Genomic DNA, 24,744 nt, shown 5'->3' on the forward strand with positions numbered 1-24,744 from the left:
TTTGCAGTAGAGAGTTGGTTAACGACGAGCCCCGGTTGACGAGTAATGTCCGCCCGGGGGAAATCCAAGATGCAAATGTCTGACAATCCGCTCGGTCAATCGGTGCGCAATAGCGTCGAAGACGCCGGTCTGGCAGCACGATTGCCCGCAGAACTTGCGATCGTCGTTCCGACGTTCAACGAATCCCGCAACGTGCCGTTGCTGGTCGAAGCCCTCCGCAACGCCTTGGGCGATACGCGCTGGGAAGTCGTCTTCGTCGACGACAATTCACCCGACGGCACCGCGGACCGCGCAAGGGCACTGGCGTTGCAGGATCCGCGCGTCCGCGTCGTCCATCGGTTCGATCGGCGTGGCCTCGCATCCGCTTGCGTCGAGGGCATCCTGGCGACGTCCGCGCCCTATGTCGCGGTGATGGACGGCGACATGCAGCATGACGAGACGATCCTGCTCGACATGCTGGCGCGCATTCGCCGTGGCGACGTCGATCTCGTCGTCGGCAGCCGCTACGTCGAGGGCGGCGGCATGGGGGACTGGAACAAGCGCCGCATCGCGATGAGCCAGTTCGCAACGACGCTGGCAAACAAGCTGACCAAGACCGCGATCGGCGATCCGATGAGCGGGTTCTTCATGCTGACGCGTGAGGCGTTCATGGGCTCCTTGCCCGGCCTGTCCTCGGTCGGCTTCAAGATCCTGCTCGACATTGCGGCATCGTCGCCGACGCCGATGCGCGTTGCCGAAGTGCCCTTCACCTTCCGCACGCGCCAGCACGGCGAAAGCAAGCTCGATGGGCTGGTGCTGTGGGAATATCTGCAGCTCTTGCTCGACAAGGCGTTCGGGCATGTCATCCCGATCCGGTTCGTCAGCTTCGCGCTGGTCGGGGGATCGGGGGTCGTCGTCCACTTCGCGGTGTTGACGATCGTCCTGCAAACGCTGCTGGCGACGTTGGGCACCGCGCATGAAACGCGCTGGTTCGCGATTGCGCAGGGCGTCGCCACGCTGGTGGCGACGTCGAGCAACTTCTTCCTCAACAATATCCTGACCTATAGCGATCAGCGCCTGAAGGGGCCTCGCTTGTGGTGGGGTTGGCTGACGTTCAACATCGTCTGCGGGGTCGGGCTGTTCGCCAACGTCGGCATTGCGCGGTGGCTGTACCAGCGGCACAATTACCTCATCTTGTCCGCGCTCGCCGGGATCGCGGTTACGACCGTCTGGAATTACTCGATGTCGTCGATCTTTACGTGGCGGAAGCGGCGTTGATCCCCGCTTCGGCGGGGTCAGGCCGATCCCCATTGCCTTCTCAGGGGCTCGGCTCGCGTCACGGATTTGCGGTGTTCACGGGAATCATGGTGTTCGCCGCGGTCCTGCGGTTTGCGCTCGCCGATTATCCGCTGTGGTTCGACGAATATGCGTCGTTGTTTTTTGCGCACCAGCCGTACGCGCGACTGTGGAGCGACTGGATGGTGCGCGAGACCAATCCGCCGCTATTCTATTCGATCTTGCGGGGATGGATGGACCTGGTCGGTCCGATGGACCGGGTGATCCTGCGCGTCCCGACGATCGTGGCGAGCCTGTTGACGATCGCAGTCGCCTATTTCGGGATGGCCCGGCATTACGGCGAACGCGCCGCCGGGGTAGGGGCGGTGCTGCTTGCGGTCTCGGCGCAACAGATTGCTTACGCCCACCAAGTCCGGGGATACAGTTTTCTTGCGCTCGCGCTGACGATCTCGCTCTTCAGCCTGATGCGGATCGTGACCGCAGTTGATCGGGGCGAGCGTGAGCGGATCACGTCGTGGATCGGATATGTCGGCGGTGCGATCGCCGCGATCTATCTGCACGGCACGGGGTTCCTGTGGGTGCCGATCGCAACGCTCGCGGTGATGATCGTCGACCGGCGGTTCGTTCCGTTTGTCGGGCGTGACTGGCTGCGGCTGGCGATGGCGGACCTGGCGATCGTCGCCGGGGCGTTCTGGGCGCTCTACATCGTGTACCAGCAGATGCAGGTTCCTAATCCGAACCTGTCCTGGCTGCATTACGCGGGGATCCGGGGATCACTGAAGCTGTATTGGGCCAGCACCCTGCTGGCGCGGGACCCCTGGGGCATTCAAGCGGTCAGCGCTGCATTGTTGCTCGCCGCGGCGCTTTTCGGGATCGTGAGCACGTTCCGGCAGAAGGCCACGCAACTGGCGACGGTCTGCTGGATCGGGGCATTGGGGCTGTTCTTCGTATTCAGTCTGAAGCAGCCGGTGCTGGTCGAACGGACTTTGGTATGGATTGCCATTTTTCCGGTCACGCTGGCGTGCGCAGGGATCAGCACGCTTCGTGGGTCACGCGCGTTCCTGATTTTGGCGAGCGTCCTGACCGCGCTGGGCGTCGCCAACCTTGCCGCCGCGCGCGCGGACTTCACGATCGAGGATTGGGAGAGTGCGATCGCGCAGGTGTTGAACGATCCCCGGGGCGTGATCGTCGTCAGCGGCGAAGGTGGCGCGGTGATCGCGGATGAGGCCTGCAGGTTTGCCGACCGGCGTAACCACTGCCGTGTGCCGATCCTGGCGTTGTCCGGGCAGACCAACAATGCCTGGGCCAAGGGCTATGCCCCGAAGATTCCGGCAGTAGGGGATGGCCGCCTCGCGCTCGCTCCGACGGCCAACCTCTACCTCATCCAACGGTACGACGAACAACCGTTGCGCGATCTGCGCGCGGTCGGGCTGTTGAACGACGTCGAGGACAGTGCGGACTTCTTCCTTGGGCCGTTCGGTCCCCCGCTGGTGGCCAACCTCGAACGGATCGCGTGCGTCCGCGACAAGGTTCTTTATCCCGCATGTCCGAGGCCATTGCCCCGGTAAGCGCGGTTCAGGTGACGTCTTCGGTACGCGTCATCTTGAGCTTGCCGCCGACGACCGCAAAGGCGAGCCGTCCCTCGACCAAATCGAGCGCATCTCGGCCGAACTGGTCGAAGCGCCAGCCCTGGAGGATCGACAATCCTTCGCGCTGGCCTGCCGCCAGTGCATCGAGATCGTCTGTCCGCGCGAGCAGGCGGGCGGCGACGTCGATTTCCTTCGAGCGGATCTTGAGCAGCAGCTTGAGGAGATCGGCGACCAGTGCGCCATCCTTGCCGAGACCGGGCTTGCGATCATCGCGCACGGGCATCTCGTCCGCCGACATCGGTTCGGCATGTTCGATCGCGGTCATCAGGCGCGCGCCGATGTCATTCTGTGCCCAGGTCGCGGAAAGGCCGCGGACCTTGGCGAGATCGGCCTGCTTGCGCGGCGCGTGGCCTGCGAGGTCGGCGATCGTCTCGTCCTTGACGATCCGGCCGCGCGGCAGATCCTTCGCGCGTGCCTCGATCTCGCGCCACCGCGCGAGCGCCTTGAGGCGACCCAGGACATCGGGCTTGCGGCTTGGGATGCGGATGCGCTTCCACGCTTCCTCGGGGTCGTTGGCGTAATTCTTGGGGTCGCCGATCCGCTCCATCTCCTGATCGAGCCACGCACCGCGTCCGGTCTTGCGGAGGCGGTCGAGCATCCTGGGGAAGATTTCCGCGAGATGCGTGACGTCGCCGATCGCATATTCGATCTGGCGCGCGTCGAGCGGGCGGCGGCTCCAGTCGGTAAAGCGCGCACCCTTGTCGATCGTCAGGCCAAGCCATGCATCGACGAGATTGGAATAGCCGATCTGCTCGCCCTGGCCGAGCGCCATCGCCGCGACCTGCGTGTCGAACAGCGGATAGGGGGTCTTGCCGGTGAGATTGTAGATGATCTCGAGGTCCTGCCCGCCTGCGTGGAAGACCTTCAGCACGTCATCGTTGTTGACCATCAACTGGAGCAGCGGGGCGAGGTCGAGCCCCGGTGCCATCGGGTCGATCGCGGCGGCTTCGTTGGTGTCGGCGATCTGGATCAGGCACAGCTCGGGCCAGAAGGTATTCTCGCGCATGAATTCGGTATCGATGCAGACGAAGTCGGCTTCGGCGAGTCGGGTGCAGAGATTGGCGAGCGTGGCGGTGTCGGTGATGAGCGGATGGATATGCATCACCCCCCCATAGCGACGGTGGTGCGCCTTGACAAAGGTGGGTGGGGGAGGGAAGCGCAAGCCATCCATTTCACCCTTGTGGAGCGGGCGTTGCGCCCGGTCCGCAGCGGCCCCGGCCTTTGCCGGGGTGGCGCACATGAGAAGAAGAACGATGCACGCTTATCGCACGCACACCTGCGCCCAGCTGCGCGCCGCCGACGTCGGCACCTCGGTCAAGCTGTCGGGCTGGGTTCACCGCAAGCGCGACCACGGCAATCTGCTGTTCGTCGATCTGCGCGACCATTACGGGATCACGCAGATCGTCACCGACAGCGACAGCCCGACGCATGCCATGCTCGACAAGGCACGGCCCGAGTCGGTCGTGACCGTCGTCGGCGACGTCGTCGCGCGCTCGGCCGAGACGGTGAACGCCGGTCTGCCCTCGGGCGAGATCGAGCTGCGCGCGCGCGAAGTGACGGTGCAGTCGTCGGCGCACGAACTGCCGATGCCGGTGTTCGGCGAGAACGAATATCCCGAGGATATCCGCCTGCGCTACCGCTTCCTCGACCTGCGGCGCGAACGGTTGCACGCGAACATCCTGCTGCGCTCGAACGTCATCGCATCGCTGCGCAAGCGAATGATCGACCAGGGGTTCACCGAATTCCAGACGCCGATCCTGACCGCCTCGAGCCCTGAGGGCGCGCGCGATTATCTGGTGCCGAGCCGGGTGCATCCGGGCAAGTTCTACGCGCTGCCGCAGGCGCCGCAGATGTTCAAGCAGCTACTGATGGTGGCCGGGTTCGACCGCTATTTCCAGATCGCGCCGTGCTTCCGTGACGAGGATGCGCGCGCCGACCGGTCGCCGGGTGAGTTCTACCAGCTCGATTTCGAGATGAGCTTCGTCACGCAGGACGACGTGTTCGCGGCGATCGAGCCGGTGCTGCACGGCGTGTTCGAGCAGTTCGCTGACTGGCAGGGCAAGGGGCGCACCGTCTCGCCACTGCCGTTCAAGCGCATTCCGTATCGCGAATCGATGCTCAAATACGGCAACGACAAGCCCGATTTGCGCAACCCGATCGTCATCACCGACGTGTCCGAGCATTTCCGCGGCTCGGGCTTCGGGCGTTTTGCTTCGATGGTCGAGGGTGGCGACGTCGTCCGCGCGCTGGCGGCACCCAACACGCATGAGAAGAGCCGCAAGTTCTTCGACGAGATGAACAGCTGGGCACAGAGCGAGGGCTTCCCCGGCCTCGGCTATGCGACGCAGAAGGACGGCGTGTTCGGCGGGCCGATCGCCAACAATCATGGCCAGGACGGGATGAAGGCGATCGCCGAGGCGCTCGGCTTGGGCCCGAACGACGGCATCTTCTTCTCGGCGGGCAAGGAAGCGTCCGCGGCAAAGCTCGCAGGCCTCGCGCGCACGCGGGTTGCCGACCAGCTCGGGCTGATCGACGACAAGAAGTTCGAATTCTGCTGGATCGTCGATTTCCCGATGTTCGAATATGACGAGGACGCCAAGAAGGTCGACTTCAGCCACAACCCCTTCTCGATGCCGCAGGGCGAGATGGAGGCATTGGAGACGATGGACCCGCTCGATATCCTCGCTTTCCAGTATGACATCGTCTGCAACGGGATCGAGCTGTCGTCGGGCGCGATCCGAAACCACAAGCCCGAGATCATGTACAAGGCGTTCGAGATCGCCGGCTACACGCAGGAAGACGTTGACACGAACTTCGCGGGCATGATCAACGCGTTCAAGTGCGGCGCCCCGCCGCACGGCGGCTCCGCACCGGGCGTCGACCGGATCGTGATGCTGCTCGCGGACGAGCCCAACATCCGCGAGGTCATCACCTTCCCGATGACGCAGAAGGCCGAGGATCTGATGATGGGCGCGCCCAACTTCGCGACGCCCAAGCAGCTCAAGGAACTCAACCTAAAGGTCGTCGGCGACGGCGCGAAGGCAGCCGAAGCCGCGGGCTGAGGGGATCGAACCGGGGTGCGGCGAGTATTATGATCGTGGCACCCCCGCCGCCCCATGAAGGAGGCCGAGACCCGATGACGCTGCACCTTGCGGACTATGAAGCCGGGAAGAAATATCACGGCGACTACGGCGACGATCTGGACGCGCTGCAGGAGCGACTCGCGCATGTCCAGGTCGCGCATATCGTCCACAAGAAGCGCGCGATCGTGCTGTTCGAGGGCTGGGACGCCGCGGGCAAGGGCGGGATCATCAAGCGGCTCTGTGCCGAATGGGATCCGCGCAATTTCGAGGTCTGGCCGATCAAGGCGCCGACGCAGGACGAGCTCGACCATCATTTCCTGTGGCGCTTCTGGAAGAAGCTGCCCGCGTGCGGCGACATCGCGGTGTTCGATCGCAGCTGGTACGGGCGCGTGCTGGTCGAGCGCGTCGAGGGGTATGCCAGCAAGCATGAATGGAAACGCGGGTTCGACGAGATCAACGCGTTCGAGCGGCAGCAGGTCGATTCGGGGACCACGATCGTCAAGCTGTTCGTCCATGTGACCCAGGCCGAACAGGACGAGCGGCTGCAAGACCGGCTGGAGTCGCCGTGGAAACGCTGGAAAACCGGGATCGACGATTATCGTAACCGGGATAAGCGCGACGCGTATCTCGATGCGATGCACGACATGTTCAAGCGCACCGATACCAAGGCAGCGCCGTGGACGATCATAGACGGCAACAACAAGAAGGCCGGGCGGATTGCGGCGCTCACCGCCATTGCCGAGGCGCTGGAAGCGAATGTCGACATGACACCGCCTGAACTGGATCCGGAGATCGAGAAGGTCGCGCGCACGGCTTTGGGGATTTAGCGGCGGTTTGGAGCGGACGGCGGCGTCAGTCAGTTTCCAAACTCTGCGCTTCCCCGGCGAAGGCCGGGGCCCAGTAGCGAGGACGAAGGCAACTACGCGCACCGCCAAAACAACTTCTGCTCCTCACCTGGGCCCCGGCCTTCGCCGGGGAAGTGCATAGGCATAAGAAGGGGAAGCGCGGTGAATCGCCTTACTGCGGGCCTGCCGGTCGCCCTCTCAGATCCACAACAACACGATCGGCACCACCGTCCCCAGCGCCAATAGAGCCAGCGATACACGCCGCGATCCCTTGATCGACAAGGCGATCATCACGCCGAGCACGGTCGATACCGCCAAGGCGATAGAAAGCAGCACGACGAAGATTTTCAACGGCAGCGGCGAGGGGCGCTTCGCGTCGCGAGCCGGCCGCGCTTGAGGCTTCTCGCCGACAACCGAGGGCCTAACCGCCTTCGGCCGCTCCGCACGCGCTTCGCGCGGCGGCCCCTGGTCCTTGTGGACACTCGCCAGCCAGACGATCCAATTCGGCGGCGGGCCGCCATAGCCTTTGGCCTCCTGCAACCGGAAGGTCTGCAATGCGCCGCTGATCGCGAACAGCAGGATCATCGGCGCGAAGAACAGCCCGAGATAATTATGGTAGCGCCGCAAGGCGCGCAGGGTGTTCGGTCTCATAGCCTGAGGCTACGACCGGAACACCCCACAAGCAACGGGGTGGGGGTCGCGCAAAACGCTACCCCCACGCCCGCCAGTTTCGGGCACAGTTTCAGGCGGCGTCGAACGCTCCGTCATCATCCATTACGTGCAGTACGCCATCGGCGATCGCGAAATACGCACCGCGCAGATTAAGCGTCCCTGCGGCTTCCGCCTCCTGGACGAACGGGAATGTCCGCAGGTTGGCGATGCTGACCCGGACGGTCTCCAGCTCCATCGCGTGGATGGCGTCCGGGCCGGTGCCGTGTTCCGCAGTGATTCGGTCGCGTGCCTCGCTGAGAATGTCGACCCAATGCGCGATGAACCCGCCTTCACCGGGCTCCTTGCCGCTGAACGCGTCGGTCAGCGACGCGTGCACGCCGCCGCACGATTGGTGGCCCATCACGACGATCTCGGACACCTTGAGCTGGGTCACTGCGAATTCGAGCGCTGCAGACACGCCGTGGCGCGATCCGTCGGTTTCAAAAGGGGGGACGAGGTTGGCGACGTTACGCACGACGAAGATTTCGCCGGGCGATGTGTCGAAGACCTGGGCGGGATCGACCCGGCTGTCAGAGCAGGCGATCACCATCACCCTGGGGCTTTGCCCCTTGGACAGTTGGGACCAGCGATCGCGCTGTTCCGCCCAGTCGGTTTCACGGAAGCGGTGATACCCGTCGACGAGTTCTGAGAAGTTAGCCATCCGGCATATTTATCTGAAACATGCAGGGGGTGGCAAGCTGGCACCGCAATCGCTATCTGGCCATTATGAACGAGATCACCCCGCTCGCAGCGCAGCCCGGCATCGATTCACCCGCGCGGCCTCCGCGTGAACGCAAACCCGACTGGATCCGCGTCAAGGCTCCGGGCGGCACTGCCTTTGCCGAGACCAAGGCGCTGATGCGTCGCCTCAACCTTGCCACCGTGTGCGAGGAAGCGGCGTGCCCCAACATCGGTGAGTGCTGGACCAAGAAGCACGCGACGGTGATGATCCTCGGCGACACGTGCACGCGGGCGTGCGCCTTCTGCAACGTCAAGACGGGGATGCCGCGCGCGGTAGATGCGCTCGAACCGCAGCACACCGCGGACGCGGCGGCCGAACTGGGGCTGGAGCATATCGTCATCACGTCGGTCGATCGCGACGATCTACCGGACGGTGGCGCTTCGCAGTTCGTCAAGGTGATCGAGGCGCTCCGCCGCACGACGCCAAACACGACGATCGAGATCCTGACCCCCGATTTCCGCAACAAGACGCAAGCCGCGGTCGAGTCAATCGTTGCGGCGCGGCCCGACGTGTACAACCACAACCTCGAGACGGTGCCGCGGTTGTATCCTACGATCCGTCCGGGTGCCCGTTACTATGCATCGCTGCGGTTGCTCGAGAGCGTCAAGCGGCACGATCCGTCGATCTTCACCAAGTCGGGCGTGATGCTCGGTCTGGGCGAGGAACGGCTGGAAGTGCATCAGGTGATGGATGATATGCGCTCGGCCGACATCGATTTCCTGACGATGGGACAGTATCTCCAGCCGACCCCGCGCCACACCAAGGTGATGGACTTCGTCAAGCCGCAGACGTTCGATGCGTTCGCCGCAATTGCACGCGCGAAGGGGTTCCTGCTGGTCGCGAGCTCGCCGCTGACTCGGTCGAGCTATCATGCGGGTGACGACTTTGCCCGACTGCGCGCTGCGCGGGAGCTGAAGCTGGCGCGCGCCTGATATGCCGCGCCATTCCGAAACGCGGCATTTGCCGTACACGCCCGAGCAGATGTTCGACATGGTCGCCGATGTCGGGCGCTATGCCGAATTCCTGCCGTGGGTATCGCAGATCCGCGTGCGTTCGCGCAGCGAGACGCAACTGGTCGCGGACATGATCGTCGGGTTCAAGGGATTGCGCGAGACCTTTACCTCGAAGGTCGAGATGGAGCGCCCCGGGCACATCCACGTCGATTATCTCGACGGGCCGCTCAAGTATCTGCGCAACGACTGGGTGTTTCGCCCCGAACCGAGCGGGTGCGCGGTCGACTTCACGGTCGACTTCGCGTTCAAGAACCGGGTATTCGAAATGCTTGCGGGGCAGGTGTTCGGCACCGCGCTGCGCAAGATGATCGGCGCGTTCGAGGATCGCGCCAAGGTTCTTTACGGTTCGGCATCACCGTCGGCCGCGGTCGGCGGCAACAGCAGTTCGAGCGCGCAAAGCGCGGCCTGAAGCCGGACTCCGCCACGTCCCAGATCGCCAAAATCCTTCCGATCGGCGACGACATGGCCCGGATCCGCACCCCGTTCGGCCCGCGCGAAGACGACGGTGCCGACGGGCTTCTTTTCCGATCCGCCACCGGGCCCGGCGACGCCCGTGATCGCGACAGCGACGTCGGCGCCGCTGCGATCCAGCGCGCCCTGCGCCATGCTCCACGCAGTCGCAACCGACACCGCCCCGAAAGTCTCGATCACGTCGCTGCTGACCCGCAGCATCCCGTTCTTGGCGTCGTTCGAATAGGTCACGAACCCGCATTCGAACATCTCGGACGATCCGGGAATTTCGGTCAGTGCCGCAGCAACGAGCCCGCCGGTGCAGCTCTCCGCCAGCGCGACGCGACGACCAGCGGCAAGGTTCGCCTCGACCACCTTACGTGCAGCGTCGACCAGTTCGGGGGGAAGGATGGTGTCCATCGTCATTTTGCGGTCTCGAAGCAGACGGGCAGGTCGATTTTCTCGCCCCGGCGCGTCTTGGCCTGAATCGTCAGCAACAGCATCTGCGCCACGACGTCTGCGGTGTTGCGCGGCGGCAGCGGCGCGAGCGACGTGACGATCCGCTCGATCGAGCCGCAGTCGCGGACGTTGATCGTCTTGGTCACCTGCGCGACGAGCATCGTCGTGAGGATCGGGCGGACAAGTTCGGAATCGAGCATCGCCACGTCGTCCACGCCACCGACCTTGCCGATGATTCGCTTCGCCTGCGGCCAGGCACGGTCGGCCTCGCTGCGGTAGCGGGACAGCATCGTGCTGCCGGTCTGGCGGATCGTGGCGCTTGGCGGAAGGACCGACGCACAGGCGACGCCTGCGGCACCGATCGCCTCGGGCAGGATGACCTGCGCCAGATCGGATACCTCGGACGACGTCAGGCATGCGCCGGTCTGTGGCTGTGCCGCCATGCTGGCCGTGGCAGTGAGCGCCAGCCAGGTCGCCGCGATCGCGCGTTTCATCATGCCGACAGTTCCTCCGGAACCCGTACCGTTGCCGCAGCCTGTGCGGCGATCCCCTCGCCGCGTCCGGTGAAGCCAAGGCGTTCGGTGGTGGTCGCTTTGATACTGACCTGTCCGGGCTTGAGCCGCAACAGGTCGGCGATCCGGTCGCGCATCGCTACGCGGTGCGGGCCGACCTTGGGTTCCTCGCAGATCAGCGTGAGGTCGATGAAATCGATGATGCCGCCGCGATCGGTGATCAGGCTGGCGGCATGTTGCAGGAACTGCGCCGAATCGGCCCCGCGCCATTGCGGGTCGCTCGGCGGGAAGTGCGTACCGATGTCGCCCGCTGCAATCGTGCCGAGCAGTGCGTCGGTGATCGCGTGGAGCGCGACGTCCGCGTCGCTGTGGCCAGACAACCCCTTGTCGTGCGGGATCAGCATCCCGCCGAGCCACAATTCCTCGCCGACTTCGAGCCGGTGGACGTCGAAGCCGGTCGCCATGCGGGTGCGCAGCGTCGCTTCGAGCCGCGCATCGGCGGCGGCGAAATCGGCGGGGTGGGTAATCTTCTCGAGCATGGGATCTCCTGGGACCAGCGCCACGGCCCCGCCGGCGGCGCGGACCATCTGGGCATCGTCGGTGGGCTCGTCGCCGCGCCAGCTGCGGTGCGCGGCGAGCACGACGGGGTAGCGAAAGGCTTGCGGGGTCTGGATACGGTGCAACCCGTCGCGCGACACCGTCCCGCCGAGCAGCGTCCCGCTGAGCGCCGTGTCGCGCGCGAGCGTGTCCGCAAGCGGTAGCGCCGGCACGGCACCGTCGCGGGTGTCGAGCGCGGTGAGCAGCGAGTCTATGACCGCGGCGCTGAGGAAGGGGCGGGCGGCGTCGTGGATCAGGACGTGCTCGACGTCTCCGCTGAGCGCCTCGAGCCCCGCCAGAACCGACCGGCGTCGGGTCGCTCCGCCGGTCACATGTTCGACATCGCCGATCGCGTCCTTCAGCGCGGCTTCCTGGCCTGCGCCGATCACCACGACGACTCGTCCGATCGCGGGATGGCGGCGGAGCGCCTCGTAGCTGTGCGCGAGCACCGCGCGTCCGCCGAGCGGGGCATATTGCTTGGGTACGGCGCTCCCCGAGCGCGCGCCGGTCCCGGCGGCGACGATGATGGCGGCGGTCTTGTTCGATGACATGCCGGGCGATTAGCCGATGCCGCGCCGTCCCGCCAGCCTTGCCGCGGGGGCGCGTTCCAGCTATGGACTGCCTGTTTTTCAGGCACCCGCCGCTCCCCAACAGATTAGGCTCCCGTGACCCCGCGTTCGCTTCCCCCCTTGCAGATCGGCCCCGTGACGATCGCGTCCCCGGTCATCCTCGCGCCGATGACCGGCGTGACCGACATGCCGTTCCGTACGCTGGTGCGGCGCTACGGGTCGGGACTGAACGTCACCGAGATGGTGGCGAGCCAGGCCGCGATCCGCGAGACGCGCCAGTCGATCCAGAAAGCGGCATGGCATCCGATCGAGGACCCCGTGTCGATGCAGCTCGTCGGCTGCACGCCCTATGAGATGGGCGAGGCGGCCAAGCTCAGCGAGGATCGCGGCGCGGCGATCGTCGACATCAACATGGGCTGCCCGGTGCGCAAGGTGACGAACGGCGACGCGGGGTCGGCGCTGATGCGCGACCTGGATAATGCCGCGGCGATCATCAAGGGCGTGGTCGATGCGGTGACCGTACCCGTCACGCTCAAGATGCGGATGGGCTGGGACCATTCCAGCCTCAACGCGCCCGAACTCGCCAAGATCGCGCAGGACCTGGGGTGCAAGATGGTCACGGTCCACGGGCGCACGCGCAACCAGATGTACAAGGGCAACGCCGACTGGGGCTTCATCCGTTCGGTCAAGGATGCGGTGTCGATCCCGGTGATTGCAAACGGCGACATTTGCTCGATCGAGGATGCCGAGGCGGCGCTCGAACAGTCGGGGGCGGACGGGGTGATGATCGGGCGGGGGGCGTATGGCCGCCCGTGGCTGCTCGGTCAGGTGGTCGAGTGGTTCGCGCACGGACGGCGCCGCGACGATCCTTCGATCGATGAGCAATATACCGTTATCGCAGAGCATTACGACGCGATGCTGACGCATTACGGTAGCGAGACCGGGGTCAATATGGCGCGCAAGCACATCGGCTGGTACACGCGCGGGCTGCATGGATCGGCGGAATTCCGCAACAAGGTCAACCAGATCCCCGACCCCAAGGTAGTGCAGGCGATGCTCGCCGAATTCTATGCCCCCTGGCGCACTCGCGCAGCCGCGTGACCGAACCGGGGGCGGGATCGGGGCCGGACTTCGCCGACCTGTTTGCGGCATTGCCGGTGGCGGTGCTGGTGGTCGATCCCGAGTCGCGGATCGTCCATGCCAACGCCGAGTGCGAGACGATGCTCAACCTGTCCGAGCGCGCGATGCTGGGGCAGCCGCTCGCGGCCGTGATGCAGGACCCCGGAGCGTTGAATCCGCGCGACAATCATGGACTGTCGGCGTTCGATGCCGAGATCGCGCTGGTTCGCGGCGGCAGCGTCCGGGTCGATTATGTCGAGACGCTGGTTGTCGATCACCCCGGCTGGCGGACGATCACGCTGCATCATGCCGCCGCATCGCGCCGGCTCGGGCATAGCGCGGACCGTGCCGCTGCCGCGCGCGCCGCGATCGGAGCGGCAGCGATGCTGGCGCATGAGATCAAGAACCCGCTGTCCGGCATTCGCGGCGCCGCCCAACTGCTGTCCAAGGGCAAAGGTGCGGGCGAACTGACCACGCTGATCACCACCGAAGTCGACCGCGTCGCGGCGCTGATCGACCGGATGCAGGACTTTACCGACACGCGCCCGCGAAATCTGGTGCCCGAGAACGTCTATCCGCTGCTCGACCATGCACGCCGCGTCGCGCTGGCGGGGTTCGCACAGAATGTGAAGATCGAGGAGCGGTTCGATCCCTCGTTGCCCCCCGCATTGCTCGACCGCGATTCGCTGCTTCAGGTCGTGCTCAACTTGCTCAAGAATGCGAGCGAGGCGATGCAAGGGCAGGAAGATGCAAGGATTACGCTCGCCACCGCCTATCGCCACGGCATGGCGATCGCGCCTGCCGCCGGTCGCCCGCGCCAACCTTTGCCCATCGAGATCTGTGTGATCGACAACGGGCCGGGAGCGCCGCCGGACATCGCGGACCATCTGTTCGACCCGTTCATCTCGGGCAAACCCGAGGGGCAGGGGTTGGGGCTAGCACTGGTCGACAAGCTGGTGCGGGACATGGGCGGGATTGTCCAATATGCGCGTGAAGGAACGCCACCGATGACCGTATTTCGCATCATGCTCCCGCGCGCACCGCAATGACGCAGGCGGGAATGCGGACCGGCAAGATCCTCGTCGTCGATGATGATGCGGCGATCCGGACAGTCGTCGGGCAGGCGCTCAAGCGGGACGGCCACCGCGTCGTCGCCGTGGCCACGATCGCGGAAGCCGAAATGCAACTTGCGGCAAGCCCGCCGGATGTTCTCGTTACGGACGTGGTGCTGCCAGACGGCAATGGTCTGGATCTGGTCGAACGGATCGTGGCGGCGCATCCGGGGCTTCCCGCAATCGTCTTGTCGGCGCAGAACACGCTGACCACCGCGGTCCGGTCGAACGAGGTGGGGGCGTTCGATTATCTGCCCAAGCCGTTCGATCTCGATGCGCTGTCACAAAGCGTGCAGAGCGCGTTGGCGCGCGGCTCGGGCGGTATGCTTGAACCGACCGAGGCGGAGGACAAGACGCTTCCGCTGATCGGGCGGTCGCCGGCGATGCAGGACGTGTACCGGATCATCGCACGGGTGGTGTCGAACGATTTGACCGTGCTGGTTTCGGGCGAGTCGGGGACCGGTAAGGAACTGGTCGCGCGCGCCATTCATGATCTGGGGCCCCGCCGCCGTTCGCCGTTCCTGGCGCTCAACATGGCGGCGATCCCGCGCGAACTGATCGAGGCGGAATTGTTCGGGCATGAGCGCGGTGCCTTCACCGGCGCGCAGGCACGCTCGGCCGGGCGGTTCGAGCAGGCCGCGGGGGGAACGCTGTTCCTCGACGAAATCGGCGACATGCCGATGGAGGCACAGACGCGGTTGCTTCGGGTGTTGCAGTCGGGAGAATTCACCACGGTCGGTGGCGCCCGGACGATCCGCGCGGACGTGCGGATCGTCGCCGCGACCAACCGCGATCTGGCGCAACTGGTCGGGACCGGCCAGTTCCGCGAAGACCTGTTCTACCGGCTCAACGTCGTGCCGGTTACGCTGCCGGCGTTGCGCGCCCGACGTCAGGACATCGCTCTGCTGGCGCGTCACTTTCTCGATCGTGCCGTTGAAGATGGATTGCCGCGCAAGCAGTTAGCCACGGATGCTGTGGCCGTACTGGAGGCCTACGACTGGCCGGGCAACGTTCGCGAGCTGGAAAACATGATGCGGCGCATGTCGGTCCTGGCGCGCGACGAGCGGATCGACGGGGCCGAGGTTCGTGGGATGCTCGGCGACGTAGTCCCGCAACGCACGGTAGGTGATACAGGGATCGAAGCGGCTATTCATGCCCGCATCGCGCGTATGGCAACGGAGGAGCCCAATGCGCTCGACGATGGGACGTTGTACGACCGAATCATCGCCGAGGTCGAACGCCCGTTGATCGAAGCGTTGCTGATGCGGCATGGCAACAACCAGTTGCGCGCTGCCAAGGCGTTGGGCATCAACCGAAACACGCTGCGCAAGCGTTTGGATGTGCTCGGAATCGAGCCTTGATCGCTGAGCAACCTGCGGGGGGCGGGGCGGACAATCGGATGGATTGAGGAAGATTGTGTGTTCTCTCCGCCACAATAGCGTTGTAGCAATGTCACGATGGAAGGCAGTACGCCCCCTTTGATACGTTCAGGAGACGACCAGCCCGAGCCTGTCGGACGCTCGCCGCTACGCCTCGTCCCGGCGATTGAATTCCTTGTTCTGAGCGCAGCGATTGCGATCGCGATCGCGACCTATTTCGTCATCACTGACGGTGCCTCGTCTCACGCATTGCTGAGCCCGCCGCTCATCGCGCTGCTGCTGGTCGCCAACCTGCTCCCCGCGGGTGCGTTGCTCGTGCTGCTGGGTCGGCGGAGCGCAGCGCGCCGGGCGGCGCGCTTGCCGATCGGCGGGCGTGCGCGATTGCATGGACAGCTCGTCGCCTTGTTCTCGGTGATCGCAGCAGTGCCGACGCTGTTCGTCGTCGTGTTCGCATCGCTGCTGTTCCAATATGGCGTGCAATTCTGGTATTCGGATCAAGCCCGCAGCATGATCGAGAATGCGACCGGGGTGGCGCGGACGTCCTATGACCAGATGCTGCGACGCTGGCAGGACCAGGCGGTGATCGCCGCGGCGGACATTTCCGACGATCTGCAGATCAAGTTGCGCTCGCCTGAATTTCCCAAATATTTCTTCAACCAGATCTACCTGCGGGGCCTGTCCGACGGATTCCTGTTCATTGCCGAGCCCAAGGGTGAGTCGCGCGAAATCGTTCAGGTGAACCCGGACAACCTCGATTTCCGCAAGGAAGTCTCGCAGGCCGAACTTAACCGGCTTCGCGCGGGCGCGCCGAGCGTCACGACCGTCAAGGGCGACCGGATCGAAACGGTCACGCTGGTGCCGGGGACGACCAACGTCTTCCTGCTGACGGTGGCGATCTCCGACCTTCACGTTATGGAGGTGCAATCCAAACGCAGCATCGCCGTGCTGTCGAGCTACCGCGACCTGATTGCCAAATCCCGATCGTTGCAGCTGAAATTCAACGCGGCCTTGCTCGCGATGTCCTTATTCATCATCGCCATTGCGGTGTGGATCGCACTGGAGGTCGCAGACAGGCTGGTCCGACCCGTCGGCGAACTGGTCGCGGCGGCGCACAAGGTCGCTACGGGTGACCTGACTGCACGCGTTCCCGAAACCAAGGTGCAGGACGAACTCGGTACGCTTGGCACGGCGTTCAATCAGATGACCGAACGGCTGCAGGCGCAGACCGGTGCGCTCGAGAGCCGTCGCGCGTTGATCGAGGCGGTGATGTCGGGCGTGACGGCTGGGGTGATCTCGATCTCTCCCGACGGTGTTGTCCGCCTGATCAACCGATCCGCGATGTCGTTGCTCGACAGTGCCGATGACACGCCGGTCGGAAAACCGCTGAGCCGGGTGTCGCCCGAACTCGCCGCGCTGATCGAACGCGACGAGCGCGATGCGATCGTCGAACTTGGGCAGGGCAACGAGACGCGCACGCTTGCGGTCAAGATCACGCGCGCCGCCGAAGGGCCGATCCTGACCTTCGACGATATCACCGGGCAGTTGCTCGACCAGCGCCGCGCCGCCTGGTCCGACGTCGCGCGTCGGATTGCGCATGAGATCAAGAATCCGTTGACCCCGATCCAGCTTGCGGCGGAGCGGCTGCAGCGGCGGTACGGGAAACAAATCGACCCGGAAGACACCACTTTCGCGCGGTTGACAGACACAATCGTGCGGCAAGTAGGCGATTTGCGCCGCATGGTAGACGAGTTTTCGTCGTTTGCGCGCATGCCGAAACCTGTCTTCCGCGAGGAATCGCTGGTCGAGCTCGCGCGGCAGACGCTGTTCCTTCATGAGGTCGCGCATCCCGGCATCGCGTTCACCCTGGACGCGCCCGAACTCACGCCGACCCTGATATGCGATCGCCGCCAGATCAGTCAGGCGCTGACCAACATCGTCAAGAATGCGGTCGAGGCGGTCGAGGCCAATCCCGGCGCGCATGAAGCGAGCATCGTGATGGCGATCGAGCCCGGCGACGGCAAGATCATGCTGACCGTGGCGGATACCGGCGTCGGTTTGCCAGCGGCGCGTGACCGGATCGTCGAGCCCTATGTCACGACGCGCGCGCGTGGCACCGGGCTGGGGCTCGCGATCGTCAAGAAGATCGTCGAGGAACATTGCGGTACGATCAGCTTCGCCGACCGACCCGGCGGCGGGACGATCGTCGTGCTATGCTTCGACACCGAACAGCTTGCCAAGCTCGATGGCGGTGAAGACCCCGCCGCTATGTCCAACAGCGCGCCTGCCGCGCCAGTCCTCGCACAGAACCGGACCTGAACCATGCCTCTCGATATTCTAGTCGTCGATGACGAACGCGACATTCGTGACCTGGTCGCCGGGGTCCTCGAGGACGAAGGCTATGATGCGCGCGTCGCCGGGGACAGCGATTCCGCGCTCGAGGCGATCTCGGTGCGGCGGCCTTCGCTGGTGCTGCTCGACGTTTGGTTGCACGGTTCGCGGCTCGACGGGCTCGAACTGCTCGACGAAATCAAGCGGCGTGATCCTTCCATCCCGGTGCTGATGATCTCGGGGCACGGGAATCTCGATACCGCCGTCGCCGCGATCCGGCGCGGGGCGGCCGACTTCATCGAGAAACCGTTTGAGGCGGAACGCCTGCTGTTGATGGTCGCGCGCGCGACCGAGACCGAGCGCCTCCGTGCGGAGGTCGCGAGCCTGCGCGCGAGCGTCGGGCGCGACAACGACCTGACCGGGAGTTCGACCGCGATCAACGGCGTGCGCGCGACCTTGAAGCGTGTCGCGTCGACCGGGAGCCGGGTGCTGATCATGGGCGGAGCGGGCGTCGGCAAGGAAGTCGCTGCGCGGCTGCTCCACGGCTGGAGCCAGCGGTCGACCGCGCCGTTCGTCGTGGTGAGCGCCGCGCGGATGACGCCCGAGCGAGTCGAGGAGGAACTGTTCGGCGTCGAGGAGGGTGGGCAACTGGTCCGCTCGGGGCTGCTCGAACAGGCGCATGGCGGGACGCTGTTCCTCGACGAGATCGCGGACATGCCGATGGCGACGCAAGGGCGGATCCTGCGCGTTCTGACCGAGCAGGCGTTCAACCGCGTCGGCGGCCAGCGGGTGGTGAAGGTCGACGTCCGCGTCGTCTCCGCCACCGCGCGCGACCTGACGCATGAGATCGAACAGGGTCGTTTCCGCGAGGACCTTTATTACCGGCTCAACGTCGTCCCCGTCGCAATCCCCGGCCTTTCCGAACGGCGCGAGGACATTCCCGTGCTGATCGACCATTTCATGGCGCATTATGCGTCCGAACGCCGCGTGCCGACGCCGCAGGTCGCGCCCGACGCGATGGTCGCGCTGCAATCCTACGAGTGGCCCGGCAACGTCCGCCAGTTGCGCAACATCGTCGAGCGGACGATCATCATGGCACCGGGTGACCGGTTGGCGCGGATCGACGTCGACATGCTGCCGCCCGATATCCTGGGCGACCCCGGGGAAATGGGGAGCGGGGCGACCGCGATCATGGGCGCCCCCTTGCGCGAAGCGCGCGAGAGCTTCGAGCGTGAATATCTGCGGGTCCAGATCCGGCGCTTTTCGGGCAATATTTCGCGCACTGCGAACTTCATCGGCATGGAGCGGTCGGCGCTCCATCGCAAGCTCAAGCTGCTCGGCATCACGGAAGTTCGCGAGGACTAGTGGACGAACGCCGACCGCGTCCCTAAATTAGCGAGACGTGATTATCCGACGCCGGGCACCGGCGCGCCGCGGGAAAACCCGCCAATAACAAAGGATCGACCGATGGCCGACAAACAGACTTCGCTGCAAGACCTCTTTCTCAACGCACTTCGCCGCACCAAGACGCCGATCACGATGTTCCTCGTCAAGGGCGTCAAGCTGCAAGGCATCGTGACGTGGTTCGACAATTTTTCGGTGCTGCTGCGCCGCGATGGTCAGTCGCAGCTGATCTACAAGCATGCGATCTCGACGATCATGCCCGCGAACACGATCGACGTCGACGCGATCGTCAACGCAATCGGCGAGGCACAGCGCAAGCAGCCGTTGTTGCAGGAGATCTTCCTCAACGCGGTGCGCAAGTCCGAGGACAATGTGACCATGTTCCTGGTCAACGGCGTGATGCTCCAGGGGCAGATCGCGGCGTTCGACCTGTTCTGCATGATGCTTCAGCGCGATGGCATGGCGCAGCTTGTCTACAAGCATGCGGTGTCGACGATCCAGCCGGCGCATCCCTTGAACCTCGCTGATGAAACAGCGGGTTCCGACGAAGATTGAGGACCGTTTTTGACCACAGGATTTGAACGCGACCGGGACGACGTCGCGCGGGGTGCCAAGGCCGTTGTCGTATACCCCGATACGGGGGCATCCTCGCGCGATGCGGACGCGCGGCTGGCGGAGACCGCCGGGCTGGCGATGGCGATCCACGTCGAAGTGGTCGACCGGGTCGCGGTCAAGGTCCGCGCGCTGCAACCCTCGACGCTGATCGGCAAGGGGCAGCTCGAGTCGCTCGCCGCAACCGTGCGGATGGCGGAGGCCGAACTCGTCGTGTTCGACGCGAGCCTGACGCCGGTACAGCAGCGCAACCTCGAAAAGGCGCTGTCAGCCAAGGTGATCGACCGCACCGGGCTGATCCTCGAGATTTTCGGCGAGCGCGCCGCGACCGCCGAGGGGCGATTGCAAGTCGAACTCGCGCATCTTGATTATCAGGCCGGGCGGCTCGTGCGGAGCTGGACCCACTTGGAACGCCAGCGTGGCGGCTTTGGCTTCCTCGGCGGCCCGGGCGAAACCCAGATCGAAGCGGATCGCCGCTTGATCCGCGACCGGATGGCGCGGTTGAAGAAGGAACTGGAGCAGGTCTCGCGAACGCGCGGGCTGCACCGCGACCGTCGCCAGCGCGCGCCTTGGCCGGTGATCGCGCTGGTCGGTTATACCAACGCGGGCAAGTCGACGCTGTTCAACCGGATGACGGGTGCGGACGTGATGGCGGAGGATCTGCTGTTCGCGACGCTCGACCCGACGCTGCGCCAGATCGCGCTGCCCGGGATCGACAAGGCGATCCTGTCCGACACGGTCGGGTTCGTCTCCGAACTGCCGACGCAACTCGTCGCGGCGTTCAAGGCGACGCTCGAGGAAGTGGTATCGGCGGATCTGCTGATCCACGTCCGCGACATCGCGCATCCCGACAGCATCGCGCAGAAGGACGATGTCGAAGCGGTGCTGCGCGACATCGGGGTCGATGCGTCGGTCCCGCGGATCGAGGCGTGGAACAAGCTCGACTTGCTCGACGAAGACGAGCGGACCGAAATGTTGGGCGAAGCCGAGCGGCGCGAGGATGTCGTGGCTTTGTCTGCGCTTACCGGGGACGGGGTTGCGGGCTTGCTCGATACGGTTGCTGCGTTGCTGACGGTTACGCATCGGCGCTATGTCATCACGCTCGATGCGGCGGATGGCGCGGCGGCGGCATGGCTGCACGCGCACGGCGAGGTTTCGAGTCAGGAGATCGACGGCGACACCGCGGTGTACGAGGTGCGGATGTCCGAGCGCGATTACGAGCGGTTCTGCCAGCGCGGGGAGTGATCTTGCGGGCGCTTCCCGACAAGAAATTGCTTCCCCGGCGAAAGCCGGGGCCCAGTAGCGCAGGCGGGAGTGGAAGGCGCTGCGCTATGTTACCTCGACCTTCGCTACTGGGCTTCGGCCTTCGCCGGGGAAGCGCTTTGGCAGGGGAATCGCTTGTGAGGGGTGGGCTAACTCTGTGAGGCCGTCTTCGCATTTTGCCAAAGCCGTTCCATTTCTTCCAGATCGAGCTCCTCGAACCCGTCGCCAGCTTCTGCTTCCATCGCCTTGAATCGGCTCTCGAATTTCCCGTTCGCCCGGCGCAGGGCAGCCTCCGGTTCGACCCCCAGCTTGCGGGCCCAATTGACGACGGAGAACAGCAGGTCGCCGATCTCCTCCTCCCGGTGATCGTCGGAGGTTGCCTCCTCGACCTCGGCAATTTCCTCGAAGACCTTCGCGCGCGCTCCGCCCGCATCTGGCCAGTCGAAGCCGGTCCGCGCGGCGCGCTTCTGAAGCTTGCCCGCACGCAATAATGCCGGGAGCCCAACGGCGACCCCGTCGAGCGCACCACCAGCGCCCTTGTCCGCGCGCTCGGCGGCCTTGATCTGCTCCCAGAGGTGATGGCCACCCTCGGTCTGGTCACCGAAGACATGCGGATGGCGGCGCTCCATCTTGTCGCTGATCGCGGCAACGACGTCGGGCAGCGCGAAATGTCCCGCTTCCTCGGCAATGCGCGCATGGAAGACCACCTGTAGCAGCAGGTCGCCCAGTTCGTCCTTCAGATCGGCCATGTCCTGGCGCGCGATGGCGTCCGCGACCTCATAGGCTTCCTCGATCGTGTACGGCGCGATGGACGCAAAATCCTGCGCGACGTCCCATTCGCAACCGGTTTCCGGATCGCGCAACCGTGCCATGATCTCCACCAGCCGTTCGATCATCGCATCATTCCTTCTTTCGTCACGGGCGGTCGTATCGCCACGCGCGACCCGCGTTCAATCTCCGTCGAGCGCAAGCAAGGCGAAGGTCGCGAGCCAGTGCGTCCCCATGTAGTCGTCCGCAATATGCGGCAAGCTTGCGGTTATGTGCGCGGCCGCAGTTTCCCGAGCGATCGCGTCGACCGGATGTTCCGGCCCCAGCGCCGTCGCGATGATCTTCCAGCACCACGCCCGACTGAGATTGAGCCCGTCGAGATGCGCGATCTTGCCGTCGCTTCGGTCGGAGACATGCGCGGGCGTGAATAGTGTCGCGGGCGAGCGACTGGCGACATCGGGGAGGAACGTGCCGAACCACGCCGTGAAGTCTGCCGACGACAGAACCCGGCTCATCAAAGCGGCTTCCATCAGCGCGGATGATAGGAATTCGTCCCCGCCGGGTTCCCAGGCCTGGCATCCCCTGTCTTCGCCGAACCAGTCGCGTGCCCGGTCGGCGATCACCTCGGCAAGCGCAGGGTCGTGGGTCGTCGCCCAGTCCCGTGCGAGCGTCAGCGCGAACGCCGTGTTGAAATGCGTGCCGGTGCGGATCGGGTAGGTCAGCTTTGGCAGGAAGGCCGTGAACCGCGCGGCAAAGGCCCGCGCGAGCGGTTCGAGGGCGGCACCCCAAGGCGCGTCGTGCCGGACGGCCTCGTCATGCAGCGCCAGCGTCCATGCCCATCCGTACGGGCGTTCGAAACCGCCGCTGCTCGGTCGATCGAGATAGGCGCATTCGACCGCGACATTCGCGGGGGTGAGCATTGCGTCGGCGCGTGCCCGTACCTCGCTCGCGGCGGCCATGTCCGGAAAGGTGCGCGCGAGCCGCAGCACCTGCCACCAGCCGTGAACGCAACTGTGCCAGTCGAAGCTGCCGTGGAAGATCGGGTGGAGCGCGGACGGCGTCGCGGCGTCGGCCGGGCCGTCCAGCACATGATCGAGCTTGTGCGGATATTCCTGGCCGAGGTGGCTCAACGTCAGTCGCGCGAAACGGTTGGCGAGGTCGGTATCGAGGATTGTCATCGGATCACCAGCCAGAGGAGCAGGATGTTGAACAGGAGCAGTGGCAACGCGGTGGGGATCTGTGCCTTGATCACGCCGCTGCGGTCCTTGAGGTCGAGGAGGGCCGCGGGGACGAGATTGAAGTTCGCCGCCATCGGCGTCATCAACGTGCCACAGAACCCTGCGAGCATTCCGATCGCGGCGACGGGGGCCGGGTCCGCGCCGTAAACCCTGACCAGCAACGGCAGCCCGATCGCCGCCGCCATCACCGGGAAGGCCGCGAAGGCGTTGCCCATCACCATCGTGAACAGCGCCATGCCAAGGCCGTAGGCGATCACCGCGCCGATCACGCTGCCGTGCGGGATCGCCTGTCCGGCAAGGGAGCCGACGACGTCGCCGACGCCGGACACCGCGAACACCGCGCCGAGACTCGCCAGCATCTGCGGCAGCACCGCCGCCCAGCCGATATCGTCCATCAGCCGCAGTCCCTCGCGGAACGGCGCAGTCGGGGCGGGACGGAGCCATGCGTAGCAGGCAAGCAGCGCCAGCAGGACGCCGAGCGTCAGCGCGACGAGCGTGCCCTGTTTGGGATCGACGATCGTGGGGACAAACTTGAACGCCAACGTCCCGGCCAATGCGGTGGCGGGGATGATCAGCGCGGGTGCGAACAGCCAGGAGCCGCGTGGACGGGGCTCGACGATATCGTCGGTACGCCGCGACCGCATCCGGCCGCTCGCCGCCACCGCGATCAGCGCGATCACCAACAGGCCGTTGCCGATGTCGCCGAGCCGGTCGCCCAGCAGCAGGCTGACCGCGAGCAGCAGATGAAAGGCGGCATTGAACCAGCGCCCGTCGCGCGCACCCAGAACCGCGAAGGCAAGGAACATCGCACCTGCCACCGCATAGACGAAGCCGAGCCCGATCATGCGCGGCGCCGCTTCACGCGGGCATCCAGCAGCATCAGGCGGGTGCCGTGAACGACCAGCGCGGCGATCGCGGTAGGGATCGCCCAGACCGAAAGTTGGAACGGCTCGACCATGATGCCATAGCCTTGCAGCACGCCTTTCATCAGCAGGATCGACCCGATCGCGATGAAGATGTCCTCCCCGAAGAACAGCCCGATATTGTCGGTCGCGGCGGACAGGGCGCGGAGCTTCTCCGGGTCATGCGCGCCCGGCGCTTCGACCTCGGCGGCGGCCTCGACCATCGGTGCCACGAGCGGGCGGACGGTCTGCGGTTGCCCGGCGATCGAGTTGAGCCCGAGCGCGGCGGTGACCTGGCGGAACAGCAGATAGCCGATCAGCAGGCGTCCCGGCGTCGCACCGCGCATCCGCTGGACCAGCGCCGCCGCGCGGCGTTGCAGGCCGTGGCGTTCGAGCAGCCCGATCACCGGCAGGACGATATAGACCACGCTGACGAAGCGGTTTTCGTTGAACGCCTTGCCGAACACCGCGAGGATCTTGAGCGGGTCGAGCCCCGCCGCCAGCCCGGTTACCATGGCAGACGCAGCCACCACCAGCAACGGATTGAACCGCAGCAGGAACCCCAGCGCGATGACGGCTATCCCGGCGAGTACCAGCATCTAGTTCGACGCCCCGCCGCCTGTGTTCGTGTGCATGGCGATGAACCTAGGGTCGTTTCGGCCGCAGGGGAAGCGGGGCGGACGCTTTGCAATACGGGCGAATGTTCGCCAAGGA

At 65.2% G+C, this 24,744-nt stretch carries 23 protein-coding genes; 13 read left to right on the forward strand and 10 right to left on the reverse strand.

The window, feature by feature from the left end:
* Positions 1 to 75 precede the first annotated feature (75 nt).
* Together AC3WJR_RS06530 and AC3WJR_RS06535 are read left to right on the forward strand one after the other, a co-directional pair.
* The gene (locus AC3WJR_RS06530; RefSeq protein ID WP_492724191.1) at positions 76 to 1,257 is read left to right on the forward strand and encodes a glycosyltransferase; all 1,182 of its coding nucleotides are present in this window, start codon (positions 76 to 78) and stop codon (positions 1,255 to 1,257) included.
* 71 nt (positions 1,258 to 1,328) lie between these two features.
* Complete coding sequence (locus AC3WJR_RS06535) at positions 1,329 to 2,843, forward strand: glycosyltransferase family 39 protein (RefSeq protein WP_492723305.1); 1,515 nt, start codon at positions 1,329 to 1,331, stop codon at positions 2,841 to 2,843.
* A gap of 7 nt (positions 2,844 to 2,850) precedes the next feature.
* Here AC3WJR_RS06535 and rnd read toward each other — a convergent pair whose 3' ends face one another.
* Positions 2,851 to 4,026: a ribonuclease D gene (gene rnd / locus AC3WJR_RS06540; RefSeq protein WP_354281022.1), complete on the reverse strand. Its 1,176-nt coding sequence runs from the start codon at positions 4,024 to 4,026 to the stop codon at positions 2,851 to 2,853.
* 151 nt (positions 4,027 to 4,177) lie between these two features.
* Between rnd and aspS the strand changes: the two genes are divergently transcribed.
* Positions 4,178 to 5,986, forward strand: a complete 1,809-nt coding sequence (aspS, locus tag AC3WJR_RS06545; RefSeq protein WP_492723307.1) for an aspartate--tRNA ligase — start codon at positions 4,178 to 4,180, stop codon at positions 5,984 to 5,986.
* Between the two features lie 74 nt (positions 5,987 to 6,060).
* Complete coding sequence (locus AC3WJR_RS06550) at positions 6,061 to 6,834, forward strand: polyphosphate kinase 2 family protein (RefSeq protein ID WP_354281018.1); 774 nt, start codon at positions 6,061 to 6,063, stop codon at positions 6,832 to 6,834.
* A 216-nt stretch (positions 6,835 to 7,050) separates the two neighbouring features.
* Here the strand turns inward: AC3WJR_RS06550 and AC3WJR_RS06555 are convergent, their stop codons facing one another.
* Both AC3WJR_RS06555 and AC3WJR_RS06560 read right to left on the reverse strand, forming a co-directional pair.
* Positions 7,051 to 7,503 carry a hypothetical protein gene (locus AC3WJR_RS06555; RefSeq protein WP_492723309.1) on the reverse strand — a complete coding sequence of 151 codons (453 nt, stop codon included), beginning with the start codon at positions 7,501 to 7,503 and terminating at the stop codon, positions 7,051 to 7,053.
* 91 nt (positions 7,504 to 7,594) lie between these two features.
* Entirely contained in the window at positions 7,595 to 8,224 is a 630-nt protein-coding gene (locus AC3WJR_RS06560; protein ID WP_492723311.1) for a carbonic anhydrase, read from the reverse strand.
* Positions 8,225 to 8,289: 65 nt separating this feature from the next.
* Between AC3WJR_RS06560 and lipA the strand changes: the two genes are divergently transcribed.
* Positions 8,290 to 9,237, forward strand: a complete 948-nt coding sequence (gene lipA, locus AC3WJR_RS06565; protein WP_354281012.1) for a lipoyl synthase — start codon at positions 8,290 to 8,292, stop codon at positions 9,235 to 9,237.
* 1 nt (position 9,238) lies between these two features.
* Entirely contained in the window at positions 9,239 to 9,727 is a 489-nt protein-coding gene (locus tag AC3WJR_RS06570; protein WP_492723318.1) for a type II toxin-antitoxin system RatA family toxin, read from the forward strand.
* Here the strand turns inward: AC3WJR_RS06570 and AC3WJR_RS06575 are convergent.
* The 3 genes from AC3WJR_RS06575 to AC3WJR_RS06585 are packed head-to-tail and all read right to left on the reverse strand — an operon-like array spanning position 9,658 to position 11,887.
* Entirely contained in the window at positions 9,658 to 10,194 is a 537-nt protein-coding gene (locus AC3WJR_RS06575; protein ID WP_492723320.1) for a CinA family protein, read from the reverse strand. The genes AC3WJR_RS06570 and AC3WJR_RS06575 overlap by 70 nt on opposite strands.
* Positions 10,191 to 10,724, reverse strand: coding sequence for a hypothetical protein (locus tag AC3WJR_RS06580; protein ID WP_354281006.1), 534 nt, complete (start codon positions 10,722 to 10,724; stop codon positions 10,191 to 10,193). The genes AC3WJR_RS06575 and AC3WJR_RS06580 overlap by 4 nt, the downstream gene beginning before the upstream one ends.
* A complete protein-coding gene (locus tag AC3WJR_RS06585; protein WP_492723322.1) occupies positions 10,721 to 11,887 on the reverse strand; it encodes a bifunctional 2-C-methyl-D-erythritol 4-phosphate cytidylyltransferase/2-C-methyl-D-erythritol 2,4-cyclodiphosphate synthase in 1,167 nt (388 codons plus the stop codon). The genes AC3WJR_RS06580 and AC3WJR_RS06585 overlap by 4 nt, the downstream gene beginning before the upstream one ends.
* A gap of 114 nt (positions 11,888 to 12,001) precedes the next feature.
* Between AC3WJR_RS06585 and dusB the strand changes: the two genes are divergently transcribed.
* From dusB to hflX, 7 genes are all read left to right on the forward strand, one after another.
* A complete protein-coding gene (dusB, locus tag AC3WJR_RS06590; RefSeq protein ID WP_354281002.1) occupies positions 12,002 to 13,006 on the forward strand; it encodes a tRNA dihydrouridine synthase DusB in 1,005 nt (334 codons plus the stop codon).
* Complete coding sequence (locus tag AC3WJR_RS06595) at positions 12,982 to 14,073, forward strand: two-component system sensor histidine kinase NtrB (RefSeq protein ID WP_492724193.1); 1,092 nt, start codon at positions 12,982 to 12,984, stop codon at positions 14,071 to 14,073. Before dusB ends, AC3WJR_RS06595 begins: the two co-directional genes overlap by 25 nt.
* 11 nt (positions 14,074 to 14,084) lie before the next feature.
* The gene (gene ntrC, locus AC3WJR_RS06600; protein WP_492723324.1) at positions 14,085 to 15,497 is read left to right on the forward strand and encodes a nitrogen regulation protein NR(I); all 1,413 of its coding nucleotides are present in this window, start codon (positions 14,085 to 14,087) and stop codon (positions 15,495 to 15,497) included.
* Positions 15,498 to 15,593: 96 nt separating this feature from the next.
* Complete coding sequence (locus AC3WJR_RS06605) at positions 15,594 to 17,831, forward strand: sensor histidine kinase NtrY-like (RefSeq protein ID WP_492723326.1); 2,238 nt, start codon at positions 15,594 to 15,596, stop codon at positions 17,829 to 17,831.
* 3 nt (positions 17,832 to 17,834) lie between these two features.
* Positions 17,835 to 19,208: a nitrogen assimilation response regulator NtrX gene (gene ntrX / locus AC3WJR_RS06610; protein ID WP_492723328.1), complete on the forward strand. Its 1,374-nt coding sequence runs from the start codon at positions 17,835 to 17,837 to the stop codon at positions 19,206 to 19,208.
* 102 nt (positions 19,209 to 19,310) lie between these two features.
* A complete protein-coding gene (hfq, locus tag AC3WJR_RS06615; protein ID WP_492723330.1) occupies positions 19,311 to 19,802 on the forward strand; it encodes an RNA chaperone Hfq in 492 nt (163 codons plus the stop codon).
* A 9-nt stretch (positions 19,803 to 19,811) separates the two neighbouring features.
* A complete protein-coding gene (hflX, locus tag AC3WJR_RS06620; RefSeq protein ID WP_492723332.1) occupies positions 19,812 to 21,104 on the forward strand; it encodes a GTPase HflX in 1,293 nt (430 codons plus the stop codon).
* A gap of 167 nt (positions 21,105 to 21,271) precedes the next feature.
* Here hflX and mazG read toward each other — a convergent pair whose 3' ends face one another.
* The 4 genes from mazG to AC3WJR_RS06640 are packed head-to-tail and all read right to left on the reverse strand — an operon-like array spanning position 21,272 to position 24,629.
* On the reverse strand, positions 21,272 to 22,018 hold the full coding sequence (gene mazG, locus AC3WJR_RS06625) for a nucleoside triphosphate pyrophosphohydrolase (protein WP_492723334.1): 747 nt from the start codon (positions 22,016 to 22,018) through the stop codon (positions 21,272 to 21,274).
* Between the two features lie 54 nt (positions 22,019 to 22,072).
* Positions 22,073 to 23,068, reverse strand: a complete 996-nt coding sequence (locus AC3WJR_RS06630; protein ID WP_492723336.1) for a DUF2891 domain-containing protein — start codon at positions 23,066 to 23,068, stop codon at positions 22,073 to 22,075.
* A complete protein-coding gene (locus tag AC3WJR_RS06635; protein WP_492723338.1) occupies positions 23,065 to 23,973 on the reverse strand; it encodes a 5-oxoproline transporter, DUF979 family subunit in 909 nt (302 codons plus the stop codon). Before AC3WJR_RS06635 ends, AC3WJR_RS06630 begins: the two co-directional genes overlap by 4 nt.
* The gene (locus AC3WJR_RS06640; RefSeq protein ID WP_354280987.1) at positions 23,970 to 24,629 is read right to left on the reverse strand and encodes a DUF969 domain-containing protein; all 660 of its coding nucleotides are present in this window, start codon (positions 24,627 to 24,629) and stop codon (positions 23,970 to 23,972) included. Before AC3WJR_RS06640 ends, AC3WJR_RS06635 begins: the two co-directional genes overlap by 4 nt.
* Positions 24,630 to 24,744 lie beyond the last annotated feature (115 nt).

This window comes from Sphingomonas sp. FW306-05-A, from assembly GCF_058782275.1.